The 12,481-nt window shown below is 41.0% G+C and carries 11 protein-coding genes and 1 tRNA gene; 4 read left to right on the top strand and 8 right to left on the bottom strand.

The features are described from left to right. The first annotated feature begins 755 nt into the window (after nt 1-755). Genes SNE_RS07980 through SNE_RS07970 form a run of 3 tightly spaced genes read left to right on the top strand, consistent with a single transcriptional unit; the run spans nt 756 to nt 3,059 of the window. On the top strand, nt 756-1,652 hold the full coding sequence (locus tag SNE_RS07980; RefSeq protein WP_013943888.1) for a dihydrodipicolinate synthase family protein: 897 nt from the start codon (nt 756-758) through the stop codon (nt 1,650-1,652). Beyond that, nucleotides 1,642-2,442: a 3-deoxy-manno-octulosonate cytidylyltransferase gene (locus SNE_RS07975; RefSeq protein ID WP_013943887.1), complete on the top strand. Its 801-nt coding sequence runs from the start codon at nt 1,642-1,644 to the stop codon at nt 2,440-2,442. The genes SNE_RS07980 and SNE_RS07975 overlap by 11 nt, the downstream gene beginning before the upstream one ends. Continuing rightward, on the top strand, nt 2,439-3,059 hold the full coding sequence (locus tag SNE_RS07970) for a histidine phosphatase family protein (RefSeq protein WP_013943886.1): 621 nt from the start codon (nt 2,439-2,441) through the stop codon (nt 3,057-3,059). Before SNE_RS07975 ends, SNE_RS07970 begins: the two co-directional genes overlap by 4 nt. Before the next feature lie 395 nt (nt 3,060-3,454). Here the strand turns inward: SNE_RS07970 and SNE_RS07965 are convergent. The 7 genes from SNE_RS07965 to SNE_RS07935 form a co-directional block, all read right to left on the bottom strand. Beyond that, nucleotides 3,455-3,527: transfer RNA gene (locus SNE_RS07965), tRNA-Ile, on the bottom strand. Between the two features lie 67 nt (nt 3,528-3,594). Further along, complete coding sequence (locus tag SNE_RS07960; RefSeq protein WP_013943884.1) at nt 3,595-4,899, bottom strand: MFS transporter; 1,305 nt, start codon at nt 4,897-4,899, stop codon at nt 3,595-3,597. After that, nucleotides 4,900-6,195 carry an MFS transporter gene (locus SNE_RS07955; RefSeq protein WP_013943883.1) on the bottom strand — a complete coding sequence of 432 codons (1,296 nt, stop codon included), beginning with the start codon at nt 6,193-6,195 and terminating at the stop codon, nt 4,900-4,902. It lies immediately after the preceding gene. A gap of 3 nt (nt 6,196-6,198) precedes the next feature. Further along, nucleotides 6,199-7,494, bottom strand: a complete 1,296-nt coding sequence (locus SNE_RS07950) for an MFS transporter (protein WP_013943882.1) — start codon at nt 7,492-7,494, stop codon at nt 6,199-6,201. Next, nucleotides 7,484-8,731 carry an MFS transporter gene (locus SNE_RS07945; protein ID WP_158307225.1) on the bottom strand — a complete coding sequence of 416 codons (1,248 nt, stop codon included), beginning with the start codon at nt 8,729-8,731 and terminating at the stop codon, nt 7,484-7,486. Before SNE_RS07945 ends, SNE_RS07950 begins: the two co-directional genes overlap by 11 nt. Beyond that, complete coding sequence (locus SNE_RS07940; protein WP_013943880.1) at nt 8,721-9,998, bottom strand: MFS transporter; 1,278 nt, start codon at nt 9,996-9,998, stop codon at nt 8,721-8,723. Before SNE_RS07940 ends, SNE_RS07945 begins: the two co-directional genes overlap by 11 nt. Further along, nucleotides 9,988-11,205 (bottom strand): MFS transporter, encoded by a 1,218-nt coding sequence (locus SNE_RS07935; RefSeq protein ID WP_013943879.1) that lies wholly within the window; start codon nt 11,203-11,205, stop codon nt 9,988-9,990. Before SNE_RS07935 ends, SNE_RS07940 begins: the two co-directional genes overlap by 11 nt. A 111-nt stretch (nt 11,206-11,316) precedes the next feature. On the opposite strand from SNE_RS07935, the gene SNE_RS07930 reads away from it, so the two are divergent. Beyond that, entirely contained in the window at nt 11,317-12,018 is a 702-nt protein-coding gene (locus tag SNE_RS07930; protein WP_013943878.1) for a class I SAM-dependent methyltransferase, read from the top strand. On the opposite strand, the gene SNE_RS07925 is transcribed toward SNE_RS07930, so the two are convergent. Further along, nucleotides 12,005-12,370 carry a hypothetical protein gene (locus tag SNE_RS07925; protein WP_013943877.1) on the bottom strand — a complete coding sequence of 122 codons (366 nt, stop codon included), beginning with the start codon at nt 12,368-12,370 and terminating at the stop codon, nt 12,005-12,007. The two genes, SNE_RS07930 and SNE_RS07925, sit on opposite strands and share 14 nt — an antisense overlap. Nucleotides 12,371-12,481 lie beyond the last annotated feature (111 nt).

Genomic DNA, 12,481 nt, shown 5'->3' with positions numbered 1-12,481 from the left:
CCCATTCCAGGCAGGAGCATTTTCCATCATTGGTTTCATAGATCTGTATATCGACCTCATTTTTCGTGTAGCATATTGTAGTATTTAAGCTACAAATAAATCAACTAAAATATCACATTTCACTTTGCCACGACTTTTGAAGTATTCGGAATTTCAGAATGGTTCAAAATCTCATTAATTCATTAAAAGAAGTTTCGAAAGAGAAGAAAGTAAGCCTTGGTCTAGTCCAGTGTGTTTTTTAATATTCTGGTACGGAAAGAACTTCTACAAGCAAATGGAATGAGAACGGCAAAAAGGTTTTTGTTTTATAAACCAAAAGAGCCTCTAGAAAGCTGGTTAGAGCAATATAGCATCGTGAAAAAATTCAAAATCAGAACGTATCGTTCTACCTTTTCTGAGAAGTTAAAGTGGTTTAAGGCTTTAAAGAAATCTGTACTCGATCAAAACGTGATCTTAGCTCCATGGCTATAAGAATACCAACTTAGAAGGACTAGAATTGTATATCCTTGATCCTTCGGTTAGAGAGAAGTTGGAAAATGATCTCCAATTAGAACCACAAGAAAAAGGGTATGAAGTATTATTGATAGAGCCGTAATATAAAATGCTGATCAAACAACTTTACTAAGTTGACCCTCGTTTTCAATAAAAAATTTTTCCAAAAAAAATCAAATGCCCTTGAAATCCAAAAATTCAGAGAACGCCTCTTAGGTATTATTCTTGTAAGAATTATCATTTTTTAATACTGTTGTTCCTATATGAAATGTCCAAAAAAATATCATGGCGTTGTGGTGCCGATGATCTCTCCTTTTACAGAAAAAGGAGACATTGATCTCAAAGCAGCACAAAAAATTACTGAACACTTGGTTGTCTCAGGGACATTCCCTTTCATTCTGGGGACTACAGGCGAGGGACCATCTATGTCAAGTGTGCAGCGGATTCACTTAGCCGAAGCCGTTGTTGGTCAAACGAACAAAAGGGTTACTGTTTATGCTGGCATCGGTCATCTTTGCTTAAATGATTCCATTGAGTTAGCAAAGAGATATTTTGATATTGGCATTGACGTGGTTGTCTCTCAATTGCCCAGTTATTACTCACTGTCTCCGGATGGAATGCTTCGCTATTATGAAATGCTTGCTACAAGTATTCCAGGACCATTGATCCTTTATAATATCCCTTTAACAACGCATATGTCCATCCCATTGAAGGTCATAGATGAACTTAGCCACCACCCTAAAATTGTAGGGATTAAAGATTCTGAAGGGGACGAAAAACGTTTTGAAGAATCGATTGCCTTGTGGAAAGATCGCGATGATTTTTCGCATTTTGCAGGGACAGAGACTTTGGCTGTTAAAGCGTTACTGCTTGGTTCTGATGGAATTGTGCCGAGTACTGGAAACATTATTCCCAAAGCGTATCGGGATTTATATGATGCCGCATGCTCTGGGGATGCACAAACCGCCACAGCTCTATGGGAGAAAACTTTAGAAACGAGTCAGATTTATCTCAAAAACAGAACCTTAGACCAATCGCTTCCCGCACTTAAAATGATTATGAACCTCCAGGGGTTTTGTGAGGAAATCATGCTCCCCCCTCTTTATTCGAGCAGTATTGAAGAAAAAGCGATTATCAAAAAACAACTTCATGAAAATTAATATCATTATTCCAGCACGTTATTCTTCCAAACGGTTACCGGGTAAGCCTCTTATAAAAATTGGAGGCCAAACTATGCTTAGTCGAGTGGTTGAAATCGCCAGGATTGCTGCTCAAGACTATGAAGATGTTTCTATCTTTGTTGCTACTGATGATGAAAGAATCAGCAATCACTGCGAAGAGCTTGGTGTCGAATGGGTAATGACTCCAGCAGAGTGTCCTTCAGGAACGGATCGGGTACATGAAGTTGTCTTAAGATGTCACCCACAACCGGATTTTGTGATCAATCTCCAAGGAGATACTCCTTTAACTCCGCCGCATTATTTAACCGCACTGATCAATGCTTTTATTGAAAATCCCCAGGTTCAAGTCATTACCCCTATTACCCAATTGAGTTGGGAGGCTCTTGATCAACTTAGAGAGAGCAAAAAGCATACACCTTTTAGTGGCACATGTGTGATTGTAGATGACAAACAGCAGGCTATTTGGTTTTCAAAACACATCATTCCTTCTATCCGCAATGAAGATAAATACCGTGCATTCCATGAGCTATCCCCAGTATTCAAACATATAGGGATGTATGGGTATTCTCCAGCAGCACTTAAAGCCTATACCTCATGGGAATCGTCTCAATATGAGATATTAGAAGGATTAGAACAACTCCGTTTCCTAGAGAATGGGTATCCTATCAGTACAGTGAAACTTGACAATGCAAGTCTTCCAATCATTGGTGTTGATAGCCCCAAAGATGTGGAGCGTGTAGAGCAATTGTTAAAAGAAGTAAGTGTATGACAACACTCATTATCGTTCGCCATGGAAATACCTTTGAAAAAGGCGAAACTCCTCGCCGCGTTGGAGGGAGAACAGACATTCCTCTTGTTTCTTCAGGTGTCTATCAGGCTCAATGTATTGGTCGATATCTGCAAAAAATGAATATTTCCCTAGATGCTGTTTACTCTTCTCCTCTCTTGCGCACCCGAAAAAGTGCGGATATCATACTAGAAGTTCTTGGATCCAACACTTCCGTTATTCCTTTAGAGATTTTTAAAGAAATTGATTATGGTCCAGACGAAAACCAGACCGAAGAAAAAGTGATAAGTCGGATTGGTGTTCGAGCTATAGAAGCATGGAACCAGCACGCCAAAGTACCTGAAGGGTGGAATGCTCATCCAGATGCAATTATCAGTAATTGGAAAGTTTTTGCTAAAGAAATGCGCGAAAAGTACCCAACAGGAACAATCCTTGTGACAACAAGTAATGGGATCTTACGCTTTTCTCCCCACATAACAGGAATTTTTGCTGCTTTTGCGCAAAAATATCCTATCAAAGTGAGTACAGGTGCACTTTGTATCTTTAAGTATCTTCACGATCGTTGGACAATCACTGAGTGGAACTTAAAACCGTCATAGGTTTATGACCATTCCCATATTGAAGGAGATTGTTTATAAAATTTTTCAAAGCAAGCTTTGCATTTTTCTAATGGCTGAAAAATATACTTCATCGAGCGTTTAAGATCTTCATCTTTAAAATATTCCATGACGTGCGGATCACCATTTAGTTTCGCAAAAGAATTCAGATCCTCAAAAGTGCAAGAGGCGTAAAGTTTGCCTCTCAGTATTCAAATTCTTTTTAGAAAACCTTTGCTTTTTCGGATTAGGTCTATTGATTGTATGTTATTCTAGAGGATTCAGACCAGTTGCGTGAAAAATGCGTAAATAGAGGGCTGTCTAGATGATTTTTTATCATGTCTTCTATTGTTTGTTTTACATACAAGAGCTTCTAGATGAATGAGATCAAATAATGATGGGGCAGGATGGGCTTGAACCAACGACCAACGGATTATGAGTCCGCTGCTCTAACCACTGAGCTACTGCCCCATAAAAGGGTAAGAGAAGCATCATAAATGATTTTTGTGTGAGAGCACAAGGACTTTGTTGTCTGGAGTTAGGGTTTATCTTGGACAGTTTGGATGCAATTTGTCTCTTTGATGAATTTGAGCAAGATGACGCAGATGAGGAGATAGAGGGGCATGATGGCAAAAGAGAGGTGGTAATCATTGAGCGAAAAGGTGGGTGTTCCATCCTGAAGGGGAGTGTGTTTTGTAAGGTCGAGGAACCACCCAATAAGCGGGTCGGTAATCGCGCCAAAAAGGGCGTTTAGAGTGTTCATGATGGCGATGGCTGTAGCAGTCATGAGAGGAACGTTGATTTCGTGAATGACGGAAAAAGAAAGGAGAAAGGCTGAAATACTAAACCCGATGAAGAACTGCAATATTGCATAAAGAAAAAAGGGAATCGGTGGCAGGTAGATGGCTAGAGTCAAAAGGATAAAGGCAATAAGAGTTCCCCAAAACATCACCGGCTTTCGTTTACCAATAAAGGAAGAGTACCAACCAAAAAGAGGGGCACCTACTGCAAATCCGATAAAGACGAGTGAGGTAAGGAAGGAGGCTGTTGTCCGATCGACATGATACTTGGCTTCAATAAAGGCAACACCCCATAGTCCCGCAAAAGAAAGCACGGGGGCAAAGGAAAGACCTGAGTAAATAGAGAGAACCCATGTTTGGCCACGTTTAATCGTATGGAGCAAGGCAACCGAAAGTTTCACCTTTCCTTGTGTAGGCGGGGTCACATCATAAGCTGGATGGCGCGGTTTGTCACGTACGACAAGAAAGAAGATGGCGGAGAAGATAAAGCCAAAAATTGCAAGATCGATAAAAGATTGGCGCCAACCGATGAAATTGATGAGATGAGAAAGAGGCGCTTGGCCAAAGACTGCTCCAAGTATTCCCAAAGTGAGGGTTAGACCTGCTAGGAGGGCGAACTTATGGGCTGGAAACCAGTTCGAGTTGATTTTAAAAATATTCAAAATCGCAAATGTAGCTCCGATACCAATTAAAAAGCGGGAGGAAGCCATCAGAAAGACGTTTTGGCTATACCCAAAAAGTAAGGCCCCAAGGGCACAACAAAGGAGGCCAACTGTGGTAGTTTTCCTGGGACCAAATGTATCAATGAGTAATCCGCCGGGAATTTGCATGATGGTATAGGCGTAGTAGTAAGATGCGGCCACATGCCCTACGACTGCAGCGTCGAGTTTGAACTCGGACATGAGTTGCTTAGTCATAATGCTGGGGGAGACTTCGAGAATGTATTTGTAGAAGACGAAAAGGACACTGATGATAAAGATGACCCAGCCATAAACGGGCTTTGGATGAGGTGTTATGGCTTTTTGAATCTTAGGTGGTTTCATTTAGTCCTCGAAATACTTTTGTTTGGCTTTCGTATCCTTGATAAACAAGGAAATTAGAAAGGCAATCCCAAACCAAATGGGAATGCGTAGAAGCGCTCCTTGAAGAGATTCAGCGGAATAATAGTACATGGTTTTCGAATAACTTTCAACCCATCGCTTGTCTAAGAAAATTCCAACAAATTGATCTCCCGCAGCTCCAAGAAGGGCGAAGAACGTTGTTAAAATTGCTGCACTTGTGGCTGTGAGTTGAGGAACAGTCCGTTCATGCATGACAGCGTAGCAAAGGGGAATGACTGCCACTCCTATCCCCATACAAATGAAACTCAAAATGGTCATGAACCGAGCGTCAGTGAATGGGTGAAGAATAGAGAGGATAGAAATAGTTGCTAAAAGAGTTCCCAAAATTAAAAAGAGCTTGCGATTTTTCATTTTGGTGGAGAGGTATCCAAATAGGGGAGCAAAAATGGCATTGGCAATCAGATAAAAATTATTGATGAAGGTTGCTTCGCTCAAGTTGAGATGATGGTATGCCGTTAAGAAGGGAAGAGCCCAAATTCCAATAAAAATGAAGAGCGGTGCTTCTGAAAATGTGGCATAAGCGGTTAAAATCCAGGTCTGTTTTTGCTTGAGAAGCTTTTTAAATGAGAAGCTAAAGTTGAAAGAGCGGTCTTTAGGATTGATGTCGTAACGAAGTGCGGGATTTTTGTCGCTCACGAAAATAAAATGGAGAATGGCTAGAACAACCCCAAGAATGGTGTAGTGGATCATTGCACCTCGCCATCCGAAGGTGCGGATGTGCTTCACGAGGATTAAATCTCCAAAAAGAACCCCTAAAACTGTGAGGGAAATAGTGACTCCTAAGATTGTGGCAAATAGCTGAGGTTTAAACCAATTCGAGAGGATTTTAATCACGTTGATGAAACTTACGGCACCACCAATTCCAATTAAAGCTCGTCCGAAACAGGCGGAAAACGTGTTGTAACTCATTGCGAAGATTAAGCATCCTACTGCAGCGGTCAGGATTCCAGCACTTGTGATTCTCCTAGGACCAAAACGATCAATGAGAATCCCAAAGGGGATTTGGAAAAGGATAAAGGGAATGATTGCCATGGAGGCAATAAGGCTAATATCTTGAGATGAAATGCTCAGTGAAGATTTTAGCTCAGGGATCATGACACTTGGGCTGACGATTAAGATTTCACGGTAGACGAGAAAAAGAGAGCTTAGAAACCAGATTGCCCAAGGGAAGAAAGGCCGTGGATGAGGGTGGAGTTGAATAGGCTCTTCTCGGGGCATTTATTAAGATTCCTCGATCAGTTGCTCAGCCTTTGTATCTTTGACAAAGAGGATAAAAATCACCCCAATGAGCGAAGAGATCGGAACAATCATGAGGGCTAGGCGTATGGTTTCAATCGGTAGCAAAGAGAGCTCTGCAGGTTTATTCCCGAAAATATGGTCGAAGAAGGTGTCGTGAAAAATGCGAATGAGGTTGTTGAAAATGAGGATAAGGCTAATGACAGTTGCTGTGATAAGAGGGAGGTTTTTTTCATGCGTCATTGTATAAGATAAAATAGACGATGCAAGGAAAAAGGTTCCAAGGAATGAGAGCATGCCGACGAGAGGGGCTGGAATGCCTGGAACATAGACCGTCAAACAAAAGAAAAAGATGTTCAAAAGAGGGCAGATGAACATGAAAATTTTTCGATTTTTTGCTTGGGTAGAGGCCCAACCTAAAACGGGTGCTCCAATCGCAAATCCTAAGATGCTAGTCAGGTTAATGAGCGCGGCAGTATCTGAGGAGAATTTGTATGTGACTTGAAGGAAGGGGATTTGCCAAATTGCAAGAAAAGTTGTCCAGGGAGCGATAATACAACCTGAGAAAAGGGCAACGAACCAAGAGTCTTTTTTGCAGAGCGCTTTTTTCAAAGCTGCTTTGAAGTTGATGTTCGAAGGGGTTGGGTTGATATTGAACCGTCTTCCAGGTTCTGAGTCACGGACGATGAGGAAAAATAGCAATGCATAGAGAATCCCAATGATCCCATAATCAATCATGGTTTGACGCCACACAAATGTTTTTGTCAGGTATTGGGTGAGATAAAGACCTAGTCCACCTCCAATGACACTAATACATGAGGTGAGGCCTGCCATCGCTGCAAAGTAGCGATGGGGAAACCAATTTGAAATGATTTTGAGCGCAGTTAAAAGAGCTACAGTTGATCCCGAACCCATGATAAAAAGGAAAATCCGCTGCTGATTGATGCTTCCTGCATAGCCAAATAGGATAGCTCCAATTGCTGCAATGAGAAGACCAGTACTTGAAATGCGTCTTGGCCCAAATCGATCGATCAAGATCGCGACAGGAATTTGAAGTAGAATCAATCCGTAGGAATAGAAATCCAGAAACTGTGCAATTGAGCCGATAGTGAATGTAGACTCTTCAATGATCGAAGAACGGACTGCAAATGTACTTGCGCGTAGCATAAAGTTATAAAAATGCAAGAAAATACAGAGTAACCACATGATCCAAGGATAATAGGGTCTTGGGTGGCGGTGAAAGACAACTGGTTCACTTACTTCAGGTGTATTACTTTCCATAATTTTCCTTGATAAAAATCACACATATGAAAGAGAGCAAGAGAAACACTGGCATTAGGATTAACCCTTGCTGAAACTCTTTTGTAGAACTTTCTAAAAGCGTTTCAAGCGGTACTTTGCTCTTTCCTGTTATTATCAAGGTAATAAGTAGATTTTCGATAAAACGCAAGAGGGCAACAGCAAAACAGAGGATTCCTACAGATAAGCCAACGCTTTTGAACTGATTATTTTCACAGATGAGTGTAAAAGTAAGTGTCACACTACCGATAAAAAAACTTCCAACTCCAGTTAAAGCGATAAGAGATGGAAGGGTGAAGCGAGGAGCATAGATAAGAAGACAGGTGATAAGAAGAGATGCAAGGATGCCTCCTCCTATAAGAACTTTTCGTTTGCCAACTTTTTTTCCATAAACCGAGAAGCATAAAGACCCAATTCCAAATCCTAACATGTCGATCAGGTTGATAAAGGCCGCATCTCCACCGTTCATCTTATAGGCCACGGTATAAAAAGCATGATGCCAAAATCCAGTAGAAGCAAGCCAGGGAGTGATGCCCAAAGCTCCTGTAAGGGCTATCAAATAGGTATTGGGAGAACTGAAGACCTTTTTGAGTGAGGGACCACATTCAAACTGAGACAAAACAGATTCGCTTTGATCTCGCACAAAAATGAAAAAGAAAAAAGCGAGAATGATTCCTACCATTCCTAAATTAATCAATAAGTTAGACCAACCAAATTGTTTTGCTAGTAGGATGATTAGGGGTTGTCCGATGATGGTGCTGATGATAATACCGATGACGGTCCAACTTACCATGAAGGGAAAGCGGGGATGAGAAAACCAGTTAGCAATAAGCTTTAAGCTATTGACGTAGGTGATCGTAGTCCCTAGTCCCATCAACAAGATCCCGATCCACAGCAAGGTTGGAGAGTGGGTATATCCAAAAAGTATCACTCCCAATGCTGCAATAATGAGGGTGAGGCTTGAGACTTTCTTCGGACCAAACCTGTCGATCAAAAGGGCAATGGGAATTTGAAAGAGGATAATAGATAATACGAGTGGGGTGAAAAGGGCTTCAGAATCAACAGAGAAAAGAAGCTCTTTTTCATGAAAGTGGGTTCGAACATCCCAAGAGCTAAATTGGAGGAGAAGAGCGTAGAAGTTAATCAGGTTGCAGGTTATCCAAACCATGTAGGGATAAACAGGGCGAGGATGTGCAATCATCGAGGGTTTATTCTTCATAAACTTGTTTCCCATGATTTTCCCTGACAAAAACAAGTGCAATCAAAGCAAAAAGAAGAGAAAAAGGAATGACGATTAAAGCCGATTGATAATCTGCGACAGAAAAGGTTCCTGTCTTTTCTCCAAATGACCCGAGGATTGCTAAAATGATTATTTCTCCGAGTAAACGGAAAATAGCCAAAGAAGTGACGATCATGGCGATCATTGTTCCAGTGACTGCAGGAATATTGTTTTCATGAATCATCGCATAGGCTAAAGCCATACTTCCAACGCTCACAGCTGCAAAGAAGTCTAAAGTCACGCGGAGGCCAAAAGGGAGATCTGGGATGTAGATAGAGCAAATAGACAAAATGAAAGCCATAGCTGTTCCGGTCATCATGTAGATTTTGCGCTTTTTCGTGTAATATCCAAGATATAAAAAGCCAATGATTCCGATCGCAAATCCGATCATTGGGTAAAGGTTCATCCAGACAGTATTATGAGGTGCGTGAATATAGGATGCTTCGAAGAAGCGGATGTGCCAAACCCCATAAAATGAAAACCATTGAGAAAAAGCAAGAGCGGTAGCAAATGCGAGAGCATAATTTTCCCCTTTTTTGAGGGCCTTCTTGACTGCTTTTGAAAGGTTGAAATGTTTTGGTAGAGGCACGATTTTGTAGCTTATTCCTAAGGCTGAGTCACGTACACAAATAAAGAAGATAATCGCGTAGAGAATTCCTATTAGACCATAATTGAACATCACCTTTGACCAATCAAAATTTTGAGTGAGGTGATGTGTCAGCCATTGCCCCATCATTGCTCCTACAATGAGGGCGAAAAATGTCCATGCTAGGAGAAGAGAAAACTTCTTAGGATGAAACCAATTTGAAACGATTTTAAGAATGTTGACTGTAGTAACGGTTCCGCCAAGGCCCATCAAGAAGGCCCCCCACCAAAACTCTGTTGGAGACCCGCTAAAACTAAGAATTAAAACTCCAATTGCGCATAATAAGATGACCAAACTGGTCATTCTTCTAGGTCCAAACTTGTCAATGAGTAAGGCGATCGGGAATTGAAAAATGATGACGGCAACATTGTAAGAGAGAAGAAGGTGGCCGACTCCAAGCGATGGGACGGAGCTGCCGACTATTCTTTCTGAGGAAGAACCCCATGCGCTAAATTGTACAAGGTAGAGATAAAAGTTAAAAATAAGACAAATCGCCCAGATGAAATAGGCAAAACCTTGACGAGGATGTGGGAGTAGTTCTTTTTCAATCTTACTCTTCATAAATTTGTTTTCCGTAGGTTTCTTTAATAAAGATGAGCACAATAAAAGCCGCGATTAGAGAAAAAGGAACGATGATGAGACTAGAAGGTTGATCTCCCTTTGTCGTTAATATGAATAAAATCAATCTTTCTCCAATTACTTTGAAAAAGGCGAGAAAGATTTGAAGCATTCCGATGACTGTTGCAGCAATTGCTGGTAAGTTTTTCTCGTAGATGAGTGTATAGGCAAGTGTTGATGTACTGATTGAAAACGCAATGAGGCAATCCAATAAAACGTGAACATGTAAAGACATCTCATCGATGTAAAGAATGCACAGGCTCAAAATGATGGCCACAATGAGCCCTGACATCATGAAAATTTTGCGTTTTTTCAAATAAGATGCCAAGTAAAGAAAAAGGACAACTCCAATGGCAAAAGAGCTGACTGGTGCGAAATTGAGTAAGTGAGCGTCGGTTGCATTCATTAAGTAGATGTCTTGGTAGTATTCTGTATGCCAAGTGCCATAAGTGGGAAACCATTGTGCGAAGACAAGCCCATAAAAAAGAGCTAGAAGATAGTTTTCTCCTGTCGATAGTGCCTTTTTCACTGAGCGTTGGAAGTTGAATTTTTTAGGGAGGCGAAGAGGGAGATCAGAATCACGTACAACTGCAAAGAAAAGGATTGCGTAAACGATTCCAAGCAAGCCGTATGTGAAGGTGATTTTTGACCATTCGAAATAGTTTAAGAGTTCGTGAAAGACGATTTGACTAATTGGAAATCCTAATACCAATGCAAAAAAAGTCCAGGCAAGTAAGAGGGTAAATCGCTTAGGTGAAAACCAATTGGATCCGAGTTTAAGGATGTTTACAATGGTGACCGTTCCACCGACTCCCGCTAAAAAAACAGTCCACCAAATAGCTAACCCCGAACTGGACTGAGAAAGCAAGAGAGCAGCAATGCCTGTCACAAAAATGAAGATAGATGTGATCCGTCTAGGTCCGACTTTGTCCAAGAGTAGAGCCGCAGGAAGTTGAAACAAGAAGATGGCGAGATTGAACGGAATGAGCTCTCTCCCCATGTTAACCATTTTCCTCGATGCCACTGCAAAGACACTCGACTGGATGAAATAGATGTAGAAGACAAAAATCAGCGATAACGCCCATACAAGATAAGCTGTAGATGGAAGAGAAGAAAACCCTTCACGTCTTGATTTTCGCCTTGAATTCATCCTAAACCCAATCAGAAACACGTCAAATTCAAGGTTTACAAGAAAAAAAAATATTTATCATCTTTATTTTTCCACCTGTTTTCAAAAGCACTGTTTTGCTATTTTTTTTACATGGATAAAGCAAAATACGGCATTGACGCGCCAAAGATCGTTTTCTATCTTGGAGTTGGAGGAGCAGTAGGAATTGTTCTTGGGGTGTTTCTATGGGGTTTTTCTGTTTTCATTTCTCTGCCGTTTCTACTAGCGAGTAGTATCTTTGTCCTCGAAGCTCTTTGGATGCTTTACAGTAGCTTATGGGGGAAATTTTCCCAAATTGATGAGATGGTCTTGCGGTTAAAACTTCAAGGGGCTGAAAAAGTTCTCGATGTTGGCTGTGGTAAGGGGAGCCTACTGATCCGTGTGGCTAAAAATCTCAAAGAAGGCAAAGCTTATGGAGTGGACATCTGGAGAAAGCAAGATCTCTCTAAAAACAGCATCGAAAAAACAGAGAAAAATATTCAAATTGAGGGAGTTAAAGACAGAGCAGAAGTTCAAAGTGCTGATATGAGAGAGCTTCCATTTAAAGATGGCTTTTTTGACTGCGTTGTTGCTTCCTTGGCGATTCACAACATTGAAACGAAAAGCGAGCGCAATAAGGCCCTTCAAGAAATCGATCGAGTTTTAAAAATAGGAGGAAGTGTTGCAATTCTTGATTTTCAAAAACTCGACGAATTGACCCAATTTTTCCAAACGGGATACGAGGTGAGCCTTAGCCCACTACAATGGAAAATGTTTCCTCCAAGCAGGACCTTGATTGCTGTTAAGAATCGGTAGGGTGCATATCGTTCCGTATATCGTTGAGCATTTTTTCAATCGCATATTGCCCTTTCGTTTCATCCTGAAGGATTTGGATAAGGCTTTGCTTTTCTGCCTCAAAATAGTCTAGTAGTTTTTGACGGTCTTTCTTGGAGAGTAGTTCTTGGATTTCATCGGCGACAATTGCATTGCTTTTGCGAAGTTTGGCCAAAATGGGCTTACAATTTTGCTCAATTTCATCCATTGATAGCGATGCGTTGCAGCAGTGGACATAAAGTTGGTTGATGTGAAAAAGGTTGCCGTGAATTTCTCGCTCTTGCTTATGAAGCTCTTTTGCAAGATCCTCTTCTGGAGTGATAGGTTCTTCCATAGATGTACCCCTACTTTATCTAAGTTATCCCTAACTTTATTTTAGCAAATAGCGAATTCTTTGTTGAATAATTTTTGCTGCCCATAATCGCCCTACTTTTGTATATAGAGT

The sequence above is a fragment of the Simkania negevensis Z genome, assembly GCF_000237205.1.
In the GTDB taxonomy this organism is placed as follows: domain Bacteria; phylum Chlamydiota; class Chlamydiia; order Chlamydiales; family Simkaniaceae; genus Simkania; species Simkania negevensis.
Note: the sequence above shows the minus strand (reverse complement) of the source record. Positions and strands in the feature narration are given on the sequence as shown.

Coding starts and splice junctions, on each gene's coding strand:
- SNE_RS07950 (WP_013943882.1), bottom strand. CDS start 7,494: ATGGAAAGTAATACACCTGAAGTAAGTGAACCAGTTGTCTTTCACCGC.
- SNE_RS07955 (WP_013943883.1), bottom strand. CDS start 6,195: ATGCCCCGAGAAGAGCCTATTCAACTCCACCCTCATCCACGGCCTTTC.
- SNE_RS07945 (WP_158307225.1), bottom strand. CDS start 8,731: ATGAAGAATAAACCCTCGATGATTGCACATCCTCGCCCTGTTTATCCC.
- SNE_RS07960 (WP_013943884.1), bottom strand. CDS start 4,899: ATGAAACCACCTAAGATTCAAAAAGCCATAACACCTCATCCAAAGCCC.
- SNE_RS07980 (WP_013943888.1), top strand. CDS start 756: ATGAAATGTCCAAAAAAATATCATGGCGTTGTGGTGCCGATGATCTCT.
- SNE_RS07925 (WP_013943877.1), bottom strand. CDS start 12,370: ATGGAAGAACCTATCACTCCAGAAGAGGATCTTGCAAAAGAGCTTCAT.
- SNE_RS07935 (WP_013943879.1), bottom strand. CDS start 11,205: ATGAATTCAAGGCGAAAATCAAGACGTGAAGGGTTTTCTTCTCTTCCA.
- SNE_RS07970 (WP_013943886.1), top strand. CDS start 2,439: ATGACAACACTCATTATCGTTCGCCATGGAAATACCTTTGAAAAAGGC.
- SNE_RS07930 (WP_013943878.1), top strand. CDS start 11,317: ATGGATAAAGCAAAATACGGCATTGACGCGCCAAAGATCGTTTTCTAT.
- SNE_RS07975 (WP_013943887.1), top strand. CDS start 1,642: ATGAAAATTAATATCATTATTCCAGCACGTTATTCTTCCAAACGGTTA.
- SNE_RS07940 (WP_013943880.1), bottom strand. CDS start 9,998: ATGAAGAGTAAGATTGAAAAAGAACTACTCCCACATCCTCGTCAAGGT.